This window comes from Antarcticimicrobium luteum (genome assembly GCF_004358185.1).
GTDB lineage: Bacteria > Pseudomonadota > Alphaproteobacteria > Rhodobacterales > Rhodobacteraceae > Antarcticimicrobium > Antarcticimicrobium luteum.
The window spans coordinates 346,931-366,605 of the sequence record NZ_SMUV01000074.1 but is presented as its reverse complement, the minus strand read 5'-3'; the positions used below and the strand labels follow the sequence as shown (position 1 = coordinate 366,605).

22 protein-coding genes and 1 pseudogene are annotated in these 19,675 nt (G+C 67.9%); 8 read left to right on the top strand and 15 right to left on the bottom strand.

Annotated elements, in window-relative coordinates; genetic code table 11:
- Positions 1-52: 52 nt before the first annotated feature.
- From ubiV to E1832_RS21845, 5 genes are all read right to left on the bottom strand, one after another.
- Positions 53-964: a ubiquinone anaerobic biosynthesis protein UbiV gene (gene ubiV / locus E1832_RS21865; RefSeq protein ID WP_245514081.1), complete on the bottom strand. Its 912-nt coding sequence runs from the start codon at positions 962-964 to the stop codon at positions 53-55.
- Between the two features lie 5 nt (positions 965-969).
- Positions 970-1,971 carry a ubiquinone anaerobic biosynthesis protein UbiU gene (gene ubiU / locus E1832_RS21860; RefSeq protein WP_133361901.1) on the bottom strand — a complete coding sequence of 334 codons (1,002 nt, stop codon included), beginning with the start codon at positions 1,969-1,971 and terminating at the stop codon, positions 970-972.
- On the bottom strand, positions 1,971-2,498 hold the full coding sequence (gene ubiT / locus E1832_RS21855) for a ubiquinone anaerobic biosynthesis accessory factor UbiT (protein WP_133361900.1): 528 nt from the start codon (positions 2,496-2,498) through the stop codon (positions 1,971-1,973). The genes ubiU and ubiT overlap by 1 nt, the downstream gene beginning before the upstream one ends.
- The gene (locus tag E1832_RS21850) at positions 2,495-3,196 is read right to left on the bottom strand and encodes a 5-formyltetrahydrofolate cyclo-ligase (RefSeq protein ID WP_133361899.1); all 702 of its coding nucleotides are present in this window, start codon (positions 3,194-3,196) and stop codon (positions 2,495-2,497) included. The genes ubiT and E1832_RS21850 overlap by 4 nt, the downstream gene beginning before the upstream one ends.
- Before the next feature lie 78 nt (positions 3,197-3,274).
- On the bottom strand, positions 3,275-3,733 hold the full coding sequence (locus tag E1832_RS21845; protein WP_133361898.1) for a group III truncated hemoglobin: 459 nt from the start codon (positions 3,731-3,733) through the stop codon (positions 3,275-3,277).
- 87 nt (positions 3,734-3,820) lie between these two features.
- On the opposite strand from E1832_RS21845, the gene E1832_RS21840 reads away from it, so the two are divergent.
- Both E1832_RS21840 and E1832_RS21835 read left to right on the top strand, forming a co-directional pair.
- Positions 3,821-4,237 (top strand): RrF2 family transcriptional regulator, encoded by a 417-nt coding sequence (locus E1832_RS21840; protein WP_133361897.1) that lies wholly within the window; start codon positions 3,821-3,823, stop codon positions 4,235-4,237.
- A 61-nt stretch (positions 4,238-4,298) separates the two neighbouring features.
- Positions 4,299-4,607, top strand: a complete 309-nt coding sequence (locus E1832_RS21835; RefSeq protein ID WP_206021087.1) for a DUF6522 family protein — start codon at positions 4,299-4,301, stop codon at positions 4,605-4,607.
- Positions 4,608-4,717: 110 nt separating this feature from the next.
- On the opposite strand, the gene E1832_RS21830 is transcribed toward E1832_RS21835, so the two are convergent.
- Together E1832_RS21830 and E1832_RS23295 are read right to left on the bottom strand one after the other, a co-directional pair.
- The gene (locus E1832_RS21830) at positions 4,718-5,299 is read right to left on the bottom strand and encodes a phospholipase D-like domain-containing protein (protein ID WP_245514080.1); all 582 of its coding nucleotides are present in this window, start codon (positions 5,297-5,299) and stop codon (positions 4,718-4,720) included.
- A 60-nt stretch (positions 5,300-5,359) separates the two neighbouring features.
- Positions 5,360-5,491 (bottom strand): annotated as a pseudogene (locus E1832_RS23295) (XRE family transcriptional regulator); the annotation flags it as partial.
- Positions 5,492-5,627: 136 nt separating this feature from the next.
- Here E1832_RS23295 and E1832_RS21825 point away from each other — a divergent pair.
- Positions 5,628-7,667: an amidohydrolase gene (locus tag E1832_RS21825; RefSeq protein ID WP_280960213.1), complete on the top strand. Its 2,040-nt coding sequence runs from the start codon at positions 5,628-5,630 to the stop codon at positions 7,665-7,667.
- A 105-nt stretch (positions 7,668-7,772) separates the two neighbouring features.
- Here the strand turns inward: E1832_RS21825 and E1832_RS21820 are convergent, their stop codons facing one another.
- The 6 genes from E1832_RS21820 to E1832_RS21795 all read right to left on the bottom strand — a co-directional run bounded on the left by E1832_RS21820 (position 7,773) and on the right by E1832_RS21795 (position 12,974).
- Positions 7,773-8,741 (bottom strand): FAD:protein FMN transferase, encoded by a 969-nt coding sequence (locus tag E1832_RS21820; RefSeq protein ID WP_133361895.1) that lies wholly within the window; start codon positions 8,739-8,741, stop codon positions 7,773-7,775.
- Entirely contained in the window at positions 8,722-10,929 is a 2,208-nt protein-coding gene (locus E1832_RS21815) for a PepSY domain-containing protein (RefSeq protein WP_133361894.1), read from the bottom strand. The genes E1832_RS21820 and E1832_RS21815 overlap by 20 nt, the downstream gene beginning before the upstream one ends.
- 12 nt (positions 10,930-10,941) lie before the next feature.
- Positions 10,942-11,412, bottom strand: coding sequence for a DUF2271 domain-containing protein (locus E1832_RS21810; protein ID WP_133361893.1), 471 nt, complete (start codon positions 11,410-11,412; stop codon positions 10,942-10,944).
- A gap of 58 nt (positions 11,413-11,470) precedes the next feature.
- A complete protein-coding gene (locus E1832_RS21805) occupies positions 11,471-11,851 on the bottom strand; it encodes a hypothetical protein (protein ID WP_133361892.1) in 381 nt (126 codons plus the stop codon).
- 177 nt (positions 11,852-12,028) lie between these two features.
- The gene (locus E1832_RS21800) at positions 12,029-12,664 is read right to left on the bottom strand and encodes a cytochrome b/b6 domain-containing protein (RefSeq protein ID WP_133361891.1); all 636 of its coding nucleotides are present in this window, start codon (positions 12,662-12,664) and stop codon (positions 12,029-12,031) included.
- Positions 12,657-12,974 (bottom strand): PepSY domain-containing protein, encoded by a 318-nt coding sequence (locus E1832_RS21795; protein WP_133361890.1) that lies wholly within the window; start codon positions 12,972-12,974, stop codon positions 12,657-12,659. Before E1832_RS21795 ends, E1832_RS21800 begins: the two co-directional genes overlap by 8 nt.
- 163 nt (positions 12,975-13,137) lie before the next feature.
- On the opposite strand from E1832_RS21795, the gene E1832_RS21790 reads away from it, so the two are divergent.
- The 3 genes from E1832_RS21790 to E1832_RS21780 all read left to right on the top strand — a co-directional run bounded on the left by E1832_RS21790 (position 13,138) and on the right by E1832_RS21780 (position 16,340).
- Positions 13,138-13,797 (top strand): response regulator transcription factor, encoded by a 660-nt coding sequence (locus E1832_RS21790; RefSeq protein ID WP_133361889.1) that lies wholly within the window; start codon positions 13,138-13,140, stop codon positions 13,795-13,797.
- The gene (locus E1832_RS21785) at positions 13,794-15,131 is read left to right on the top strand and encodes an ATP-binding protein (protein ID WP_133361888.1); all 1,338 of its coding nucleotides are present in this window, start codon (positions 13,794-13,796) and stop codon (positions 15,129-15,131) included. The genes E1832_RS21790 and E1832_RS21785 overlap by 4 nt, the downstream gene beginning before the upstream one ends.
- Positions 15,132-15,275: 144 nt before the next feature.
- Positions 15,276-16,340: a Hint domain-containing protein gene (locus tag E1832_RS21780; protein ID WP_133361887.1), complete on the top strand. Its 1,065-nt coding sequence runs from the start codon at positions 15,276-15,278 to the stop codon at positions 16,338-16,340.
- A 31-nt stretch (positions 16,341-16,371) separates the two neighbouring features.
- Here E1832_RS21780 and E1832_RS21775 read toward each other — a convergent pair whose 3' ends face one another.
- Complete coding sequence (locus E1832_RS21775; protein ID WP_133361886.1) at positions 16,372-16,659, bottom strand: DUF1330 domain-containing protein; 288 nt, start codon at positions 16,657-16,659, stop codon at positions 16,372-16,374.
- A 295-nt stretch (positions 16,660-16,954) separates the two neighbouring features.
- On the opposite strand from E1832_RS21775, the gene rpsD reads away from it, so the two are divergent.
- Positions 16,955-17,575 (top strand): 30S ribosomal protein S4, encoded by a 621-nt coding sequence (gene rpsD, locus E1832_RS21770; protein ID WP_133361885.1) that lies wholly within the window; start codon positions 16,955-16,957, stop codon positions 17,573-17,575.
- An 85-nt stretch (positions 17,576-17,660) separates the two neighbouring features.
- Here the strand turns inward: rpsD and E1832_RS21765 are convergent, their stop codons facing one another.
- Positions 17,661-18,122, bottom strand: a complete 462-nt coding sequence (locus E1832_RS21765; protein ID WP_133361884.1) for an Lrp/AsnC family transcriptional regulator — start codon at positions 18,120-18,122, stop codon at positions 17,661-17,663.
- 103 nt (positions 18,123-18,225) lie between these two features.
- On the opposite strand from E1832_RS21765, the gene E1832_RS21760 reads away from it, so the two are divergent.
- A complete protein-coding gene (locus E1832_RS21760; RefSeq protein WP_133361883.1) occupies positions 18,226-19,659 on the top strand; it encodes an aminotransferase class V-fold PLP-dependent enzyme in 1,434 nt (477 codons plus the stop codon).
- The last annotated feature ends 16 nt before the right edge of the window (positions 19,660-19,675 follow it).

The following is a 19,675-nucleotide window of genomic DNA, read 5'->3' as shown; positions in this document are numbered from 1 at the left end:
CATGCCTTGATGGGCGTGCGGTCTTCCCGGGAAAACTGGTCGTCCTTGCGGATCAGGCCGGCGCCGCCGCCTCGATACGCCGGTATCCGGCGGTGCCGAAATAGAACCCGTTGCTGAGGCCGGTTGCGCCGCACAGCGCGCGCAGCCGCGCATCGGCGTCCGCGACCGTGCAGGCGCCGTCGAGGACATCGCGGAAGGCCCAGGCCACCTCGACCATGTCCACCGCCTGCGGCATCAGGCGCAGATGGGTCACGCCCATCGCCGAGATTTCCCCGGCCTCGGGCAACAGATCGACATAGCTTTCCGACTGGGTCTGTATGCCGTTCACCCGCAGGATCGGATGGTCGTCGCGGGTGGCCAGCGGCATCCCGTCGGGGTCCTGCTCGCAGACGAACTGACAATTGTCCTTGGTGCGGCCATGGGCGCGCGCGTGATAGCAGCGCGCCGACACCGCCAGCGGGGCGCGGCCGAAGACCTGCAGTTCCACCCCCAGCCCAAGATCGCGCGCCGCACCGGCGGCCACGGCAATGGCCGCGCGCGGCAGTTCGGCCGGCAGGGTCACATGGGTTGCCCCTTGCCCTGCCATCCAGGCGATGGTGGCCTCGTTATAGGCGTTCAGGAACGGTCCGACCCGGTGCGGGCGCTTGCCGCGCGCGAACAGCCCGGCGGCGTTGTTGAGTTCGATCTCGGGGCTGTCCATTTCGGCCAGATCGGCGGTGGCCTTGCGTTCCCGCGCCAGCATCACCTCGGCCAGCGAAGAGACGATCACCGTCTTTCCGGCCCGCTCCAGCCGCTCGATCGTGTCGGGCAGGTCCGCCTCGTGGAAGGGCGCGCGCTTGGAGCAGATCACTTCGCCCAGATAGACCTCGTCCACCGGGGCCTCATCGGCGATTCGGGCATAGAAATCGCGCCGCTCCTCGCCGCTCCAGTGATAGGCGATCGGTCCGAGTGTGAGTTTCGTCATGTCTGTCACCGCCATTTCTTGGTCTCAAAGGCGCCTTGCGTCTGTTTCTGGCCCTCGGTCAGCGCCACGAGGTCCTCGATATTCGCCGCGCGCCCGGCGCGGATGTCGTCGACCGCGCGGCGAAACGCCGAGACCACGCTGCGCACATAGGCTTTCGAGCGTTGGCGCCCCTCGATCTTGAAGGCATGAACGCCGGCGCCGATCAGGTCCGGCAACAGGCGCGAAAGATTGAGGCTGACCGGCTCTTCGAACGCGTAATAGCCTTCGGGCCGGTGCGGGGCGGTGTAGCGCCCCTTGCAGATCGTGGGATAGCCGGCCTTTTCCTCGGGGCCGAAGCGGTCGATGGTGAAGCCGCCCAGGCAGCTCGACATCGTCCCGGTGGCCTCGTCGCGGATGTATTCCACCTCCGAGGCGGGCGAGCAGACCCCGTCCATGTTGGTCGACTGCCCGGTGAGGTAATTGGTCAGGCTGCACCGCCCCTCGACCATCAGGCCGTGGTTGCCAAAGATGAAGGTCTCGATCTCGCAGGGGATTTCCTGGCGGATCTTGCGGATTTCGGGGATGGTCAGGATGCGGGGCAGGACCACCCGCTTGACCCCGAAATGCTGCGCGTAATAGCGGATCGCCTCGGGGCTGGAGGCCGCTGCCTGCACCGACAGGTGCAGCCGGACGCCGGGGTGGTTGCGCGCGATGTAATCGGCCACGCCCATGTCGGCCACGATAAAGGCGTCGACCCCGAACCGGGCCCCGGAATCGGCGGCCTGCCGCCACAGATCCACCTTGCCCGCCGGCGGGTAGGTGTTGAGCGCCAGCAGAACCTTGGCGCCGCGCGCATGGGCATAGGCCACGGCCTCTTCCAGTTCTTCGGGGGTGAAGTTCAGGCCCGGAAAGTTGCGCGCGTTGGTCGCGTCCTGGAACCCGCAATAGACGGCATCGGCGCCGGCATCGACCGCGGTACGCAGCGCCGCCGGAGTTCCGGCCGGACAGATCAGTTCAGCAAGGCTCATCATTCACCTCTTGGCATGGCGTCATCGGAATACTTGCGGCGCAGGTGGCCCAGGATCGCGCGTCCCGGCGGGCCGAACATCGCGGCGGCCTCCTCGGCGATGGAACCGTCCACATCGTCGAGCGCGTTGCGCAGCCGCACCACCGCCTCGGTGTCGCCGGTGATCTCCAGATCGCGCGAGAAGAAGGCGGCGTCGCCATCCACCTCGGCATCGAGCAGTTCCAGCAGCATCAGGAATCGGCCGCGGATGGTTGCCCCCGCCGCGGGCAGCGCATCGCGCGGCACCGCGCGAAACAGCAGCGCCTGCGGGTCCGGGCGCAGGTGCAGCGCAAAGGGCAGTTCGACCGGGTCGATCACATAGTCGGTGTTCTGATGCGCCCCCAGGCGCGCGAAAAGCGAGGCGTGACGCGCCGCGACACGGCGGGCGATCCGGCCCAGGATCGGCTGGGCCATGGACGAGGCGAGGCGCGCGAGGGCGCCCGCGCCGGGTGGCCGGGGCGGCAGCGTCGCCCCATGTTCGACGGTCATCGGCGGCTCTCCTTCGGGAACTGGACCCCGGCCTCGGTCAAGATGGTGTCGAGCGGGATGTCGTGGGGTTGAGGGTAGATGGTGGCGAGGCGCGCGGCCTGCAGTCCGATCCCTATGGTGAAGGGGCGGGGCCTGCGCGCGGCCAGTGTGCGGTCGAAATAGCCGCCGCCGTAGCCGAGGCGATACCCCGCCGCGTCCCATCCCATCAGCGGCGCGAGCGAGATGTCCGGGGCGAGCGGGTCGGCCCCGGGCGGGGGCACGGGGATGTTCCAGTCGCCCCGTGCCATCCTGGTCTCGGGGGTCCAGCGGCGAAAGATCAGCGGCGCGGCCTTCACCTCGACCACCGGCAGGGCGACGATCACACCGGCGGCGTGCAACTCGGCCATCAGCGGGCGCAGGTCCGGCTCTCCCTTGATCGGCCAGTAGGCGGAAAAGACCCTGCCGCGCGCGCGCTCGAACCGGCTGGCCAGCAGATCGCGCAGATGGCCGCACAGCGCCTGCGCCACGGTGCGCCGCATCTCCAGGCTTTGGGCTTGCCGCGCGGCGCGCAGCCGCGCGCGCTCGGCCCGCCGCCAGCGCGCCACGTCGCGGGCCTGCCCGGGGTCCACTGCCAGCGGGTCGAAGTAATCCGGCGCCACCTCTCCGGCCAAGCAGGGCGGCGAGGCATAGCGGCCCGTTTCCCCGGGGTCATGGGTCATCCGTGGCCTCCTCTCATCCTGGCCGCCCTGGCGGCGTCTCGGGGGAAAAGCGGTTGGGTCACCCGGATGGTCCTCCGATCAGCGCAGCGTGGGCGCCGAGGTGCGCTGGTCCCCGGCGGCATCCTCGATCGCCATGTGCAGCGAGCGGGCGATGCGTTCGGCCCGTTCGATGACGTGGTCGGCGCCCTCGGGCGTGCAAATCTCGCGCGCGGTTTCGCGGAACAGCGCCAGCCAGCGGTCGAAATGCGCCCATCTGACCGGAAGGTGCATGTGGGCGGGGACCGGCGCGCCGTGATACCGCCCGGTCATCAGCGCCACCGAGGACCAGAAGGCGACCATGCGCTCCAGATGCGGCTGCCAGTCGGCGATCCGCGCCTCGAAGATCGGCCCCAGAACCGCATCGCCGCGCACCTTGTCATAGAACCGGTGCACGAGGTCGCTGAGCATCTCCTCGTCAAGACCCGTCTGCGCCATCAGCGCGGCAGTCAATTCGGGCCGGGCAGAGGCGATGCGCGGTGCCGTTTCAGAACTGTTCATTTTCGGCCTCCCGGATTCGGCTTGAAATCCTGCCTATCCCCGCTAATAGGTATTGTAAATGCCGATTCAAACGGATTACCTGCGATCATGCGTCTCACCTCCTTCACCGACTATGGACTGCGTATGCTCATGCGTATGGCCAGCGCCCCGGAGCGCGCCTTTTCCAGCGCCGAACTGGCAGAGGAATTCCAGCTTTCGCGCAACCACCTGGCCAAGATCATGCAACGCCTGTCGCGCGCGGGTTTCATCGAAACGCGCCGGGGCGGCGGTGGCGGGGCCATCCTGGCACGCCCGGCCGAAGAGATCCGCCTCGGATCGGTGGTCCGGCTGCTGGAGCAGGATCAGCCGCTGGTCGAATGCCTGGGCGCGGACGGGGGAAATTGCGTGATCGACGGACAATGCAGGCTGAAGGTGCGGTTCCGCAGCGCCGAGGCGGCCTTTCTGGCCGATCTCGACCGCTCGACGCTTGCCGATGTCGCACTGGTAGCGGTGGCGAGGCCATGAGAGCGGCCGGGGCGCCGGGCGGAACCCGGACCGTTGCGAACATCTGCCGGAGGAGCGAGCGATGACAGGGATCGAGCGCGACGGCGACGGGTTCGCGGTGGATGCGGCGCTGCTGGCCGAGGCCTTTGGCCTGACGCCGGCGCAGGTCAGGGACAGGATGCAGGACGGTGGCATCACCTCGCGCTGCGAGGCGGGTGTCGACGCGGACCAGGGCCGGTGGCGCCTGACCTTCCATCACGGATCGCGCGCCTGCCGGTTCATCGTCGACGGCGGCGGCAGAATCCTGACCCGCGCCAGCTTTCCAATACGCCCGCGCGAGACCGGTTCAGGGCCACAGGCGCGCCCCGCTGATCCGGGCGGATCCCGGTAGGACCGGCGCGCCGGGAGGCTGGGCGACGGGAGTGTGGCCTTGCGCCAGGGATGGATGCGGCGCGGCCGGTCAGGACGGCTCTGGCTGGTTGGCAGGGATCTCGTCCGGCGTCATCTGCGGCCGATGAGGGTCGCGGCGACGGCGTCCGGGAGGCCGGTTGCCTCCGCCGGGTATGGGCCGCATTGCCGCAATGCCTGACGCAGATCCGGTTTCTCGCCGATGAACCGCCAAATGACCCGGAAACTGGTAATTTCATTCCCGCTTTCCGGCTCGGTGCCGGTGACGATCCCGTCCAGAAAGACCGGCGTGTCGAAATCCCCCAGCGACAGCACGATGCAGGAGGCGGACCGCCGGCGTCTGCGCTCCTGCATCAGACAGAACAGCTTGCCGGCCTGTTCAAAGGCGGTTCCCTCGAAGGTCAGCCGGCGGGGCAGGTTGATCAGATCGTCGGGGAACCGCGCGACGAGTTTCACCGTCGTGCCCTGACCGCTCCAGCCGATGCGGATCAGGTGGACATAGACCACGGGCACATCGGGCTCGGGCATGATGTAACCGTGATAATACCCCGGTTGCGCCGCCGGGGTGCGTTGAGCGAGGAACAGGCGCTGCACGAAACGCGCCGCCTTGTCGTCGGTCATCGCCATCTGCGGCGGGCGCAACCGGATGATGGCACGGAAAGCGTCCGGCGGCATCAGGATCTCATGTTCATCGACGCCGAAGAAATCGCAGATGCGGCGAAGGGTCTGCAGGGACGGTTGTGCGGTGCCACCGAGATAGCGGTTGAACTGCGTACGGTTGACGCCGGCCCGGCGGCAGATCTCGGAGACTGATTTTCCGTACCCCGCAAGGGTTCGCAGATTTTCGGCTAGGTGTCTGTTGACCATCGGGGGCCTCAACTGATGCTAATTGACGCGGATTGCGTACAAATAGCGTCAGAATATGCGCGCGGGAAGCGTTGTTTGGGCAAACGGCGGATGCCTATGCTGCGCTACCAACAGACACATTCTCAAGGTAGACCCAATGACACCAACGAAGCTTTTCACCCGCGCCGGCGGGGTCTGCGCGCTTGCCTGCGGTCTGGCCGCGGCGGTTCAGGCAGAGACCGCCGACCTGATCATCACCAATGGGCGCGTCATCACGATGGACGCCGGTCGCAGCCGCGCCTCGGCCGTGGCGACCCGGGGCAGGGACATCCTGTTCGTCGGCACCGCCGAAGAGGCCGCGGCGCTGGCCGGCCCGGAAACCAGGGTGATCGATGCGGGGGGCCGGATCGTTCTTCCGGGGCTGCACGACGTTCATATCCACCCGCTGCACACGATCGAGCCGGAGTACAACGGCGAAAGATATGACTGCAATTTCCAGGGTGCCTCGGTCACCATGGACGAAACCGTGGCCAGGCTGCGATCCTGCCTGCAAGAGGCCGATCTGACGACCGACGGCTGGCTGGTCGGCCAGTTCTTCAACCCGCCCTCGCTGCTCAGCGTGACCGAAACCTATCCGACGGTCCGCGCGGCGCTGGATGCGGTTTCGAGCAATATCCCGATTCAGCTGGAGGGGTCCGATGGCCATGCCTTCGGGCTGAACACCGCCGCCTACCGGATGGCCCGACATCCCGAAACCGGAGAGAGGCTGCCGCTGACGGCGGACTCGCTGACCGGGGCCTATGCCGCCTATGCGGAGTATTTCAACACCGATGCCGGGGGCGCCCCGGATGGCACCGCCAAGGATTTCGCCCGCCATATCATCGGCGCCCCGGTGGCGGGGCTGGAGAATTTCAAACCCGTGCTCGGCCAGTTGACGGACCTGATGGCCGCGAATGGCATCACCTCGCTGCAGGATGCCATGGTGGGCGAGGATCTGGCCGATGTTTATGCCTATATGGACGCTGAGGGTCTGCTCGATTTCCGGGTTCGGCTGAACACCCATATCGACAGCAACCTGTTCGGCGGCCGCACCCGCCCGCTGGACATGCAGGCGGCGCTGAAGGCCGCGCAGAGCATGCGCGCCCGGTTCAGCGGATCGGAATACGTCAGGGGCGATGGGGTCAAGCTGTTTGTCGATGGCGTGGTCGAGCATCCGACCCAGACCGCAGCGATGCTGAACCCCTATCTGGAGCCGGTTTTCGGCGCGGACGGGGACATCTCCGGATACGTCGATCTTGATGGCGCGGACTGCCGGCAGGCGCGCGCCGACACGCGGATGCGATCCGGCCCCGCCGCCGCCGCCTTTCAGGCCGAGCATGGGTTCGCAGCGGTACGCTGCGACAAGCGGTATGGGCTGCTGGAGTTCACCCCGGACAACCTGAGCCGCGCGGTCACCGGGTTCGACAAGGCAGGCTTCACCGTTCACATGCATGCGCTGGGCGACAAGGCCGTGCAGGTGGCGCTGGACGCGGTCGAGGCCGCCCGCCGCAGCAATGGCCTCTCAGGACTGCCTCATAACCTGGCGCATATCCAGTTCGTCGCCCCGGAGGATGTCGCCCGCATCGGCGAGATGGGGATCGCGGTCACCCCGACACTGGCCTGGGCGGTGCCGTTCTGGGAATACGACACCACCGTGAACCCCTATATCAACGAGGTGGACTCGCTGTTCGACATGGCAAAGCTTTACCGGCAGGACGGAATCTGGGGCAGCCGCGTCTACCCGTTCCGCAGCATCAAGGCGGCTGGCGGCCTGCTGGCGGCGGGCAGCGATGCGCCGGTGGACGTCCCCTCGCCGCAGCCCTTTGTCAACATGGCGGCCGGGCTGATCCGCGGCGATCTCTTGCCGGCCGATCCCCGCGCCGAAGCGCAAGATCCCGAACTGGTGCCGGTCATGGTCAATCCCGACGAGGTGCTGAGCCTGGACGACGTGCTGGCCGCCTATACGATCAACGGGGCGATCGCGATGGGGCAGCAGGAGCTGACCGGCTCGATCGAGCCGGGCAAGCGGGCCGACCTGATCATGATCGACACCGATATCGAGAGGCTGTCGCAGGACATCTCGACGATCTGGGACATTGCGCAGACCGGGGTTCTGCTGACCGTCTTTGACGGGCGGATCGTCCGCGACAAACTCTAGGGCGCGACACCGGATCGCGGCCGGGCGCCTGTCCTGCGGGACAGGTGCCCGGACCTTGCCGGCGCGGAACGCCGGCGTGACAGCCCCGGTCCAATTGCCCGGCTGCTACCCCGGCGACATCGCAGAAGGGGCGAACAGCGGCCCGATCCCATGGGTGCGGATCGCGGCGCCCTCGCGGGTCAGAAACAGGGCGTCCAGCCCTTGCGCGCGCGCCAGCGCCGCCCCTTTGTCCAGCCCCAGAACCATCAGCGCGGTGGCCCAGGCGTCGGCCTTGGCGCAGGTCGGGGCCAGCACGGTGACCGAGGCGGGCGAGGCGGCCAGCGGCGCGCCGCGGGCCGGGTCCATGCTGTGCGACAGGCGGCGGCCCTGAACCTCGACCCAGTGGCGGTAATCGCCCGAGGTGGCGATGGCGGCCACTTCCAGCGCCAGCACCGAATGGGGCGCGCGGCGGCTGGGGTCGGGCGCCTCGACGGCGATGGTCCAGGGGGCGCCGTCCGGCGGCAGACCCATCGCGCGCATCTCGCCGTCGATGCCGACAAGCGCCGAGCTGATGCCGAACGCGCTCAGGGTTTCCGCCAGCCGATCGGTGCCATAGCCCTTGGCGATGCCGTTCAGGTCAAGCGTCAGCGGCGCCATCTTGCGCACGCGCCCGACGGCGGGGTCGAGGTCCAGCGCCTCATGCGCCGGGGCGCGCTGGGCGGCGATCGCGGCGCGGATACCGCCGGGATCGGCCGGGCCGGGGCCGAACCCCCAGGCGGCGACCGCGTCGCCCATGCCGATGTCGAAGGCCCCGCCGGAGGCGCGCCCGATCTCCAGCGCCAGGCCGAGCACCTGCATCAGACGAGCGGGCACCGGCACCCAATCGCCCACCGGCGCCGCATTGAGGCGCATCAGGTCGCTGTCAGGCTTCCAGGTGGACATCTGGTCGTCGACCTCTTCCACCGCCGCCTGAAGTGCGGCGCGGATCGGCTCGGGATTCCGGCCCGGCGCGGTGTGGAACAGCGCCGTCCAGCGGGTGCCCATGGTGGGTCCGTTCAGCGCGTGACGTTGCAGATCAGTAGACATCTTCGACATATCGTCCCTCCGCTTTCAGCAGCGCCGGAGTGAGGCCGGTCGGGCGTAGGATCTCGGCCAGCGCCTCGGATACGCCGGCGGCCATCTCGCGGCCGCCGCAGACCATGACGCGCGCGCCTTGCCCAATCAGCCGGGCGAGGTCGGCCCCTTCAGCGCGCAGGGCATCCTGCACGTAATACGGGCGCTTGCCGCGCGAGACCGCGGTGACAAGCCGGGCAAGGCGGCCATCGGTCTGCCAGCCGGGGATCTCCGCGTCATAGAGGAAATCGCTGTCCGGATGGCGCAGGCCAAAGAACAGGTGGATGGGGCGCCGCCGGGCATTGGACCGGATGAACCCCGCCAGCGGCCCGATCCCGGTGCCGGCGCCGATCAGGATCAGCGGCGCGCGGCCCGCTGCCGGGCGAAAGCCGGGATTGCGCCGGATAAAGGCCTGCATCCGGTCGCCGGGGCGCAGCGCCAGAAGTCGGCCGGAACAGAGGCCGCCGGGATGTTTGCGCACCGCGATCTCGACAAAGCCGTCGCGGCGCGCCGAGGCCAGCGAATAGAACCTTGGCGGCGCGGAGTCCCCGGGCAGAATGCCCAGCAGATCCCCGGCGGAAAAACCGCCAAAGCCATGCCCGGTGATCCGGCGCCAGAGCGGGACGCGCGGCAGCGAAAAGCGCAGGATCGCGGTGGGGGCCTGAACCTCGGCGCCGTAGTCGCGGCGCGACAGGAGTGTCAGCGTCGCGGCCTGCGGCAGCACCGGCTGATGCGCCAGTTCCAGATCCATCCCGAGCGCCTGGCCGAGGTGACGGCCCCAGCGCGCGAAATCCTGCGGCGACTGCCGGTCGACGGTGTCGAAGGGCCGCAGGACCGGCCAGCCCTTGGCCGTCGCCGCCTCCGCCACCTGCCCGGCGAATCCGCAATAGTCCGGGAAGCTGCGGTCGCCGAACCCCAGCACGGCGACCGGCGCCTCAGGGGCGGTTTCCAGCCCTTCCAGCCGGTCGAGGAATTTCTGCGCAGAGGCCGGGGCCGCGCCGTCGCCATAAGTTGCGGCAAGGATGAGAATGCGTTTCGCCGCCGCATAGCGGGCCGGATCGAAGGCCGACATCGGCGCGACATGCACGCTTTGTCCGGCCTGCGTCAGCGCGGCATGGAGCGTCGCGGCAAAGCCCCAGGTGCTGCCGCCTTCACTGCCGACGAGAACGATGGTCTCGGCCCGCCGCGCCGGAATGTTGCCGTGGAGGCGCGGCCGTCCGCGCCGGGCCTTGGCCCAGAGCGCGACGCCGGTCCCCGCCATCGCCGGCACGCCAAGCGCCATCAGGCCGAGAACCAGACCCAACAGGGCCGCGCCCTGGCCGGTGTGCAGCATGTAGATGGTTTCCGACACCCGGGCCCAGCCGCTCAGGTCGGCCCAGGCCAGCAGCGCGCCGGTGCCCTGATCGAGATACCCGCTGCCGGTCTCGGTCTTCAGCGTGAAGACATCGGTCGCGTCGCCCGGATAGGGAAAGGTCAGCTCGCGCAGCGTGGCGACCGGGGTTGCATCCAGCCCCTCCAGCGCGGCGAGCGGCACGCCGGTCTGGCCGCTGACCTCGGCGGGAAAGCCGGGCGCGCGCGCCTCATCCGGCAAGACCCCGAACGTCGAGGCGGTCATCCACAGCGCCGTCGCTGAGGAAAGCGTCAGTCCCAGAACCGTGACGCGGGCAATCTCCGCATGCCACCGTCCCGCGGCCGGCCCGCGCAACGGTCCGAACCAGCGCCGCCAGCCGCCGGTGCGCCGTGCCACCAGTGCCGCGCCGGACAGCGCCAGCGCCAGCATCGCGGCGGCACCGGCGGCCATCGCGATCCGGCCGCCGTCGCCCAGGAACAGCGACCGGTGCAGATTGGTCAGCCAGCGTTCCATCCGGTTCGGGTCGGCCGAGGCGACGGCCCGTCCGCTGGCCGGGTCGATCACCCCGGCCTTGGGTGTGCCGTCCTCGAACCAATAGGCGGTGATCCGGCCCGAGGGCGCGCGCCGGATCTGTTCGAGGCCGGGATATTCCGCAAGGATGCGCGGCGCGAGGTCGGCCACGGTCAGCGCGGCCTCCGCCTGCGGCGCCGCCAGCCGGTCACGGGCGGGAAAGACCGACAGCGCCGCTCCGCTGAGGCTCAGCACGGTCAGCAGGAGCGCGGCCAGCAGGCCCGGCCAGCGGTGGAGTGCACGGATCATGGCCGCCTCCCGTCACATGTCGTAGGTGAAATCGGCGATGTAGCGGCGCCCGCGCACCGGCGCACCGGCCCCCTCGGTGGTCAGCGGGACCGCCACCTCGTTGGGGCTGTCGCGCATGTCCTCGACCGCGGCGTCGATGTGCAGCGTATACCCCGCGTCGAATAGCGCATCGGCCAGATCGAGGGTGATCTCCAGCGTCCGGCCGGCGCCGACGCTGGCGCCGGTGATGCCGTTGATCTGGGCCGTGTCGCCGCCGGTGGCGCGATACCAGTCCGAAAGATGCTCATAATATTTCGATTTGCCGCCGGCCATCCAGAGGCTGCCGACATAGGCGCCCTGGGCATCGGTGACATACAGCGCGAGATAGGCGCCGTCGCCGCCATAGGTATTCATCTGGGTGGTCAGGGTGACCGGGCGCGCCAGCGCCAGGCCGGGGACGGTGAGCGCGGTGGTCAGCGCCAGTGTTGCAAGAACGGATTTCATCTGTCTGCCTTTCCTTGGAAAACGGGTGGGCGCCCCCGGGGCGGGGGCGGGACCGGGATCAGTTCTGTTTGACGGTTGGGGCGGCGCCAGTGCCGAAGAGGCCATTTTTCGGCGGCGCGACGGTGCCGGCGCGGGCCGGGTTCTTCATGCCGCGGCCATAGCCGTCATCGTCGTCATCATCATCATCGTCGTCGTCGTCGTCGTCGTCGTCCCGGTCGTGGCCGCGGCGGCGATCGTCGTCCTTGCGGTATTTCGCCCGGCGGTCGTCATCGTCGTCGCTTGCCTGCCAGAGGCGGGCGGTGTCCGGCGCGCCGTTGAGGACGGCGGCGAAGATGCCGTCGGCGTCCCCGGAATGGTTGCGCAGCGCTGCCACCGCCGGAAAGCCGATGGCGGCGCTCAGCGCGGTCGAGGCGGCAAGCAGGGCAAGGGTCTTTTTCATGGGACATCTCCTTTGTCTCGATGCTGTCAATCTGGGGCGCCTGCCTGAGGCCTTCCTGACGCCGGAGCGGAAACCGCTTCAGCTTGTCGTCAGAAAAAAAGCCCCGCGCCGAGGCGCGGGGCTTTCCCGAGGTTGGGGCCGGGACAGGGCCCGTCCCTCTGGGGATACGCGATGCGATTACGCGATGTCGCCGGGTCCGGGGGCGCGTTTGCGCCCGGTGACCATGGCGCGGGCAAGATTTTCGCGGTGACGGAACGAGGCCAGGACCACGCCGCCCACATGCAGCAGGACCAGGAACAGGGTGAGATTGGCAAAGACCTCGTGCACCTCGCTGAGGTATCCCTCGCCGCCTTCGCCGCGTTCGCCGTATTCCCCCTCCTCGTCGGCATAGGCGGGGGCGACGATCTGCGGCAGCGCCGGCAGCATCGCCATCCGCGCCGGCTCTTGCATCAGCCAGCCGGTCAATGCGGTGCCCGAGAGCGTGACCAACAGCGCCACGATCATCGCCGCGCCGGCCGGGTTGTGGCCGAGAAAGCGGGGCTCGCGCCCCGTGAGCATATCGCGCAGATAGGCCAGCGTCGCGCCGGGGCCGCGGATGAACTGGGCGAACCGCGCATAGCGCGACCCGACCAGCCCCCAGACCAGCCGAAAGGCGATCAGCCCGGCCACGGTGTAACCGGCGATCTCATGCACGCTGTCCAGTTCTTCGGCGGTCAGCCAGGCGATCGCGTAGGCGGCCACCAGTCCCCAGTGGAACAGCCGGATCAGCGGATCCCAGATGCGGCGCGTCTGGCCCATTTCGGTTTCAGTCATTGCGGTCGCTCTCCCGGTTTTGGCGCGAACGGTCGTCATCCGCGTCCTCAAATTCGATTTCGATGACGGCGAGCGTGGCCGGATGCACGGTAACCTCGATCCGGCGCCCCTCGGCATCGCGTCCCTTGATCTCGTAACAGCCGTCGTCGATCTTGATACGGCTGACCGACCAGCCCTTTTCCTCGGCGAACCGGGCCACGTTTTCGCGCGGCTGCCAGTCCTTCATCGGAACAAAACAGTCGTCATCCGCCAGGGCGGCGCCCGCCGGAAAGACGGCGAGAAAAGTCAGAATTGTCAACGCTCTCTTCATGGGTCAAACTCCGCATTGCGGCCATCATTGCCCGTTTGTGACCTGCCAAGCTGACGTCAGCCTGAAGCGGGCGGCGGCGGGTCTTCAGTTTCGCGTCAGCAGGCACGCATAGCAAAAGACCATCGCGTCCCCCGGCGATGCAGGACAAGGATTTGAACGGTTCATGCGCATTCTGCTGATCGAAGACGACACCGTGCTGGGCGCCGCCGTGCGCGACCAGATCGACGCCGACGGCCATTCGGTGGACTGGGTGACGCGGCTCGATTCGGCCGCCGATGCGATGGCCGGGGCCGCCTATGACCTGATCCTGCTCGACCTGATGCTGCCCGACGGACGCGGCATTCCCTTTCTCAAGGGGCTCAGGGCGCGCGGCGACGTGACGCCGGTGATTATCCTGACCGCGCTCGATCAGGTCTCGGACCGGATCGAGGGGCTGAACGCGGGGGCCGACGACTACATGACCAAACCCTTCGAGCTGGCCGAGCTGTCGGCGCGCATCGGTTCGGTCGCGCGGCGCTATACCGGCAATCCGAATCCCATCGTCGGCCTGGGGCCGCTGGAGATCGACCTGGCGGCGCGCAGCGTCCACAGGGACGGCAGGCCGGTGCAGCTGACTGCGCGGGAATGGGCGCTGTTCGAGGCCTTGCTGGCCCGGCCCGGGCAATTGCTGTCCAAGGCGCAGCTTGAGGACAAGCTCTATGCCTTCGGGGCCGAGATCGAGAGCAACACGATCGAGGTGCATGTGAGCCGACTGCGCAAGAAGCTGGGCGCCAGTGTGATCGAGACCGAGCGCGGCCTCGGCTACCGCTTGGGGCGGGGATGAGGGCGCCGCGCAGTCTTCAGGCGCGGGTGGGGCTCAGCCTGGGGCTGCTGCTGGTGGTGCTGTGGATCGCGGTGGCCTCGGTCACCCTGCTGATGCTGCGCGACGAGATGGACGAGGTGTTCGACGCCGCGCTGATGGAGACGGCGCAGCGCATCCTGCCGGTCGCCGTGCTTGATGTGGTCGGGCGCGAAGAGGCCGGGGTGACCCAGCGGCTGGGCGCGATCCGCGAGCACGAGGAGTATTTCACCTATATCGTGCGCGACGAGGCGGACCGGATCCTGTTGCAGTCGCACCGCGCCGATTCTTCGGTGTTTCCGGCCTATGACGGGCCGGGCTTTCAGGAAACGGCGACGCACCGGTTTTACAGTGACGCCGCCCTGCAGGGGAGCATTCGCATCACTGTGGCCGAGCCGCTGTCACATCGCGCCCGCGTCGCGCGGGAGCTGCAATGGGCGCTGGGCCTGCCGATTCTGGTGGTGGTGCCGATCGCGCTGATCGCCGTGGTCTTCGCCCTGCGGCTCAGCCTGGCGCCGCTGCGGCGCTTCCGCGATGCGCTGGCGGCGCGGCACGGGCGGGATCTCTCGCCGGTGCCGCTGCGCGAACTGCCGTCCGAAATCGTCCCGGTCGCCGAGACGGTCAACGCGCTGCTGTCCCGTCTCAACGCCGCCTTCGAGGCCGAACGCAGCTTTGCCGCCAATGCCGCGCATGAGCTGCGCACACCGCTCGCGGGTGCCATCGCCCAGCTCCAGCGGCTGCGGGCCGAGACCGGCGATGCGGCGGTCCTGCAGCGGGCCGGAGATATCGAGGCGACGCTCAAACGCCTGACCCGGCTGTCTGAACGGCTGATGCAGCTGGCCCGTGCCGAAGGCGGCAGGCTGCGGATGAACCATCCTTCCGACCTGCGTCCGGTGGCGCGGGTCATGGCCGAGGATATCGGCCGCGGCGCCGGGGCGGGGCGGATCGCGCTGACCCTGCCGGCGCGGCCGGTGTTGTCCGATCTCGATCCCGATGCCTTCGGCATTCTCTGCCGCAACCTGATCGAGAACGCGCTGCGTCACGGCGCGCCGGAGGGGCGGGTGGAGGTGACCCTGACCGGGACCGGGCGTTTCAGCGTCGCCAACGACGGTCCGGTGGTGCCGCCGGAGATTCTGGCCCGGCTCACCGGCCGGTTCGAGCGCGCCGGGGCCATCGGCGACGGCAGCGGACTGGGCCTTGCCATCGTTCAGGCGATCGCCGAGCGCAGCGGCAGCCGCCTGACCCTCCATTCGCCGCGCATCGGTCAGTCCGCGGGGTTCGAGGCCATCGTGCACCTTCCGGTGCAGGGGGACGACTGATCTGGGGGGGCTGCGCGCGTCTTGCGCGCGCGGCTGACACTTAAAGATCACACTCTAAACCTCGGAAATCAAATCTTCTTCCTTCCTTCGTTTCGGTTTGTTAACGTTTGGCAAAACAAGAAACCAAGGCAGGCATACAGGCAGATGAAAACGGGCTTTCGCGGCACGTTTGTCATTTCTTGGTCGCAGACAGAGATCGACGGGCTTGAAGATGCGCCCGTGGAGGCCCTGGAAACAGGTGCGGCGTGGTCCTGGCGCGGGGATACCGTGCGGGTGGATGGGCCGAACGGGCTGTTGCGACTGGACGGGGCGGACGGAGAGGCCGAGATACGCAAGCGCGCCGCGCGAACGGTGCGGCGCCTGGTCGGCGCGGCGGTGCGCAAGACGACCGATTTGTCGGCGGTGGACGTCGACGATCCGCTGATGGAGCGGTATTTTGTCGTCACCGACGGCGCCCGCAGCTATACCGTTACCGTGATAGCGGCCGGGCCGGAACGGCCGCCGCTGCTGATGTTCCTGGACATGTTGCCGCCACGGCATTGCGATCTCTGGGTGGTGCGGCATACGTTGAGCGATCCCGCGCCGCGCCTGTCGGATGAGACGCGCGGAGGGGTGATCTGTTTTACACCGGGCACCCGGCTGGAGACGCCGAAGGGTCTGCGCCGGGTCGAGGATCTGCGGCAGGGCGATTATGTCCAGACCCGCGACAGCGGTGCGCAGCCGGTGCTGTGGCTCGGCAGCCGGCGGATCACCGGGGCTCGGCTCAAGGTGACGCCGCATCTGCGGCCGGTGCGACTGCGGCCCGGATCGCTGGGCATCGAACGCCCGGACCAGTCGCTGCTGGTCTCGCCCGAGCACCGGATGCTGGTGCGGGGCAGGGCGGCCCACGCGCTGTTCAACACCGACGAGGTGCTGGTCGCGGCGCGCGATCTGATCAACGGCAACACGGTGATCCAGGATCACGCCATGCGCGAGGTGACCTATGTGCACCTGCTGTTGCCCAATCACGAGATCCTGGTGGCCAACGGGGTGGAGACCGAAAGCTTCCATCCCGCCAATGCCGACCTGGGCACCTTGGGCGAGCGGGACCGTGCCCGTCTGCTGGACCATCTGCCCGGGCTGGAGGCCGATCCGCACGTTTACGGCCCCTTCGCGCGGCGCAACCTGTCCCGGTCGGAGGCCGCGATCTTGATGCATGAGGCGGCCTAGGGCGGCTGGTCCGCCTGAGGGGCGGCGGTTGCTAGAGACCTTCAACTCCGACAAGGCGTGCGGAACTGCAGGCATCCCTGATGGCCTTCAGATCCTGATAGGTCTTGCCGTTATAGAACTCCTCCCAGTGCGAAAGCGACGGAAACTCAATCAGGACGATTCTGCGAGGCTCCCAGTCGCCTTCGTAGACCTTATGCGCGCCGCCGCGAGAGAGGTACTTCGCGCCGGCGGCTTCCAACGCCGGTTTCACCCCAAGCATGAAGTCCTGGTATCGGTCGGGATCGGTAATCTCGACATCAAAAATCACATAGGCTGGCATGGGCTTCACTTTCGATAGAACAAAGGCCAGACACGTCCGGTCGGAAGATCGCCTGGGCGTGGCCGATTGTAGCAGAAGATTACCGCGGGTCATGCAGCGAAGAGCCGGTCGCATCCGAACCGGGGCAGCCATTCGCGCAGAGTGCTGTTGACTCTCGCCGCGCCGCCGATATAAGCGCGGCTTCATTGGTGTTGGTGGCCCCCGCGAGGGGATGCCTGTCATGGGGGAAACCTCAAGAGGACAACGCCCTTCATAGCCGCCCCCGGGCGGCGCCACAAACGAAGGAGATCAGACGGTGACCAAACGCACCTCTGCCAAGTACAAAATTGACCGCCGGATGGGTGAAAACATCTGGGGTCGTCCGAAATCCCCGGTCAACCGCCGCGAATACGGCCCCGGCCAGCACGGCCAGCGCCGCAAGGGCAAACTGTCCGACTTCGGTATCCAGTTGCGCGCCAAGCAGAAGCTGAAAGGCTACTATGGCGACCTGACCGAAAAGCAGTTCCGCCGCATCTACGGCGAAGCCGAGCGGGTCAAGGGCGATACCGGTGAAAACCTGATCGGCCTGCTGGAGCGCCGCCTGGACGCCGTCGTCTACCGCGCCAAATTCGTGCCGACCGTCTTCGCCGCCCGTCAGTTCGTGAACCACGGCCACGTGCTGGTGAACGGCAAGCGCGTCAACATCCCCTCCTACCGCGTGAAAGAGGGTGACGTGATCGAGGTCCGTGAAAAGTCCAAGCAGATGGCGGCGCTGCTCGAAGCGACCCAACTGGCCGAGCGCGACGTGCCCGACTATATCGAGGCCGACCACTCCAAGATGACCGCGACCTTTGTGCGCACCCCGGCGCTGGGCGATGTGCCCTATCCGGTGATGATGGAACCGCATCTGGTCATCGAATTCTACGCGCAGAACTGATCCGGGACGGCCCGGTTTCCGGGCCTCCGATCTTCTGCATATCTCTGGAAAGCCGCTCCGCCGGGGCGGCTTTTCCCGTTTTCACTCACAGCGGCAGCGATCGGCCCTCGGCGATCGCCTCCATGGCGAAATACGAGGTCACGCTGTCCAGCTCGACCCCTTCGATCAGCCGCCGGTAGACCCGGTCATAGCTGGCCATGTCCTGCGTCACCACCTTCAGCTGATAGTCGTAGTCTCCGCCGATGCGGTGGAAATCGACCACCTCGGGGATGGTCAGCACGTGGCGGCGAAAGGTCCGCAGCCAGTCGGCAGAGTGGTGCCGCGTGCGCAGCATGACGAAGACCACCAGATCCAGCCCCAGCGCCTGACGGTTCAACCGGGCCGCCGAGCCCTGAAGGATGCCTTGGGCCGTCAGCTGTTTCAGCCGCCGCCAGCAGGCGTTCTGCGAAATGCCCACCCGGTCGGCAAGATCGCGCTGGGACAGGCTGGCGTCGGCCTGAAGGGCGCGCAGCAGGGCGCGGTCTATATGATCTGTATTTTTTTTCATATCGGGTCATATGACACAAAAAATCCGGGAAATCAGCAAAAATAGGTGATCCCGCCGCGCTGTGGCCGGGTAATCATCCCGGAGCAGACGCAGGAGACCACAGATGATCCTTGATCAGTTCCAGTCCGAAATCGAGGCCCAGGCCCGGGACGGAACCCTGCGCGAAGGCGTGATCGGAGAGGGCATCCGCATCCCCGCCCTGGGGGGCGATGTTCCGCTGGTCTACGCCGATTACGTGGCCTCGGGCCGCGCCATGCGCCAGGTCGAGGATTTCGTCGCCAGGCGGGTTTTGCCGTTCTACGCGAACAGCCATACCGAAGCGTCCTATTGCGGTTCCTACATCACCCGGCTGCGGGCCGGGGCCCGGACCCGGATTGCCCGCCTTGTCGGCGCCACGGAAGACGATGCGGTGATCTTCACCGGGTCGGGCGCCACCGCGGGTCTCAACCGGCTGGTCAGCCTCTGGGGAGTGAACGAGGCTGACCGGCCGGTTGTTTTCATCGGGCCGTATGAGCACCACTCGAACATCCTGCCCTGGCGCGAAAGCCGCGCCGAGGTGGTCGAGATCGCCGAGGCGCCGGGGGGCGGTGTCGACCTTGGCGATCTGCGCGCGCGGCTGCAGGATCATGCCGGCAGCGATCTGAAGATCGGCAGCTTTTCGGCCGCTTCCAATGTCACCGGCCTTCTGACCGACCCCGATCCGGTCACCCGCCTGTTGCAGGAGCATGGGGCGCTTTCCGCCTGGGATTATGCTGGCGGCGGACCCTACCTGCCCATCGACATGGGGGGCAACGGCGCGGTGGCCAAGGCTGCCATCGTGGTCTCGCCGCACAAGTTTCCGGGCGGACCGGGTGCCTCGGGCGTGCTGGTGGTAAACCGGGGATCGGTGCGGCGGCGCGCGCCCAGCTGGCCGGGCGGCGGCACCGTCAGTTTCGTCTCGCCCTGGGGGCACGGCTATTTCGATGATCTGGCCGCGCGCGAAGAGGCCGGAACGCCCAACGTGATCGGCGACATTCGTGCCGCGCTGGCCTTTCTGGTCAAGGCGGCGGTGGGTGAGGATGAGATCCGGGCGCGCGAGGCCCGCTATGCCGCCATGGCCTGGGCCGGATGGGACGGCAACCCGCAGATCGACATTCTGGGTCCGCGCCGGGCGCCGCGCCTGCCGATCTTTTCCTTCCGGGTGACCGGGCCGGACGGCGCGCCGGTGCATCAGCAGCTCTTTACCCGGATGCTCAGTGACATCTACGGCATTCAGGCGCGCGGCGGCTGCGCCTGTGCGGGGCCCTATGCGCACCGGCTGCTCGGGATAGGCCAGGCCGAGTCCGAGACGCTGCATGCCGATCTGCGCGCCGGCAGGGAGCTTTTGAAACCCGGCTGGGTGCGGCTGAACCTGTCCTACATGATGACGCAGGCGACGGTGCGCTATATCATCGACAGCGTCGCCGAACTGGCCGCGCAGGCGCCGCGTTACGCCGCGCTCTATGACGTCGACCCGGAGACGGCGCAGTTCCGGCTGCGCAAGGCCGCCGCGGCGTGAGCTTTGCCGCTTTTCT

What these genes read in the sequence shown, in the direction of transcription:
- ubiV (WP_245514081.1), bottom strand. Translation starts at nt 964, where the DNA reads ATGACGAAACTCACACTCGGACCGATCGCCTATCACTGGAGCGGCGAG.
- ubiU (WP_133361901.1), bottom strand. Translation starts at nt 1,971, where the DNA reads ATGAGCCTTGCTGAACTGATCTGTCCGGCCGGAACTCCGGCGGCGCTG.
- ubiT (WP_133361900.1), bottom strand. Translation starts at nt 2,498, where the DNA reads ATGACCGTCGAACATGGGGCGACGCTGCCGCCCCGGCCACCCGGCGCG.
- E1832_RS21850 (WP_133361899.1), bottom strand. Translation starts at nt 3,196, where the DNA reads ATGACCCATGACCCCGGGGAAACGGGCCGCTATGCCTCGCCGCCCTGC.
- E1832_RS21845 (WP_133361898.1), bottom strand. Translation starts at nt 3,733, where the DNA reads ATGAACAGTTCTGAAACGGCACCGCGCATCGCCTCTGCCCGGCCCGAA.
- E1832_RS21840 (WP_133361897.1), top strand. Translation starts at nt 3,821, where the DNA reads ATGCGTCTCACCTCCTTCACCGACTATGGACTGCGTATGCTCATGCGT.
- E1832_RS21835 (WP_206021087.1), top strand. Translation starts at nt 4,299, where the DNA reads ATGACAGGGATCGAGCGCGACGGCGACGGGTTCGCGGTGGATGCGGCG.
- E1832_RS21830 (WP_245514080.1), bottom strand. Translation starts at nt 5,299, where the DNA reads ATGCCGCCGGACGCTTTCCGTGCCATCATCCGGTTGCGCCCGCCGCAG.
- E1832_RS21825 (WP_280960213.1), top strand. Translation starts at nt 5,628, where the DNA reads ATGACACCAACGAAGCTTTTCACCCGCGCCGGCGGGGTCTGCGCGCTT.
- E1832_RS21820 (WP_133361895.1), bottom strand. Translation starts at nt 8,741, where the DNA reads ATGTCGAAGATGTCTACTGATCTGCAACGTCACGCGCTGAACGGACCC.
- E1832_RS21815 (WP_133361894.1), bottom strand. Translation starts at nt 10,929, where the DNA reads ATGATCCGTGCACTCCACCGCTGGCCGGGCCTGCTGGCCGCGCTCCTG.
- E1832_RS21810 (WP_133361893.1), bottom strand. Translation starts at nt 11,412, where the DNA reads ATGAAATCCGTTCTTGCAACACTGGCGCTGACCACCGCGCTCACCGTC.
- E1832_RS21805 (WP_133361892.1), bottom strand. Translation starts at nt 11,851, where the DNA reads ATGAAAAAGACCCTTGCCCTGCTTGCCGCCTCGACCGCGCTGAGCGCC.
- E1832_RS21800 (WP_133361891.1), bottom strand. Translation starts at nt 12,664, where the DNA reads ATGACTGAAACCGAAATGGGCCAGACGCGCCGCATCTGGGATCCGCTG.
- E1832_RS21795 (WP_133361890.1), bottom strand. Translation starts at nt 12,974, where the DNA reads ATGAAGAGAGCGTTGACAATTCTGACTTTTCTCGCCGTCTTTCCGGCG.
- E1832_RS21790 (WP_133361889.1), top strand. Translation starts at nt 13,138, where the DNA reads ATGCGCATTCTGCTGATCGAAGACGACACCGTGCTGGGCGCCGCCGTG.
- E1832_RS21785 (WP_133361888.1), top strand. Translation starts at nt 13,794, where the DNA reads ATGAGGGCGCCGCGCAGTCTTCAGGCGCGGGTGGGGCTCAGCCTGGGG.
- E1832_RS21780 (WP_133361887.1), top strand. Translation starts at nt 15,276, where the DNA reads ATGAAAACGGGCTTTCGCGGCACGTTTGTCATTTCTTGGTCGCAGACA.
- E1832_RS21775 (WP_133361886.1), bottom strand. Translation starts at nt 16,659, where the DNA reads ATGCCAGCCTATGTGATTTTTGATGTCGAGATTACCGATCCCGACCGA.
- E1832_RS21765 (WP_133361884.1), bottom strand. Translation starts at nt 18,122, where the DNA reads ATGAAAAAAAATACAGATCATATAGACCGCGCCCTGCTGCGCGCCCTT.
- E1832_RS21760 (WP_133361883.1), top strand. Translation starts at nt 18,226, where the DNA reads ATGATCCTTGATCAGTTCCAGTCCGAAATCGAGGCCCAGGCCCGGGAC.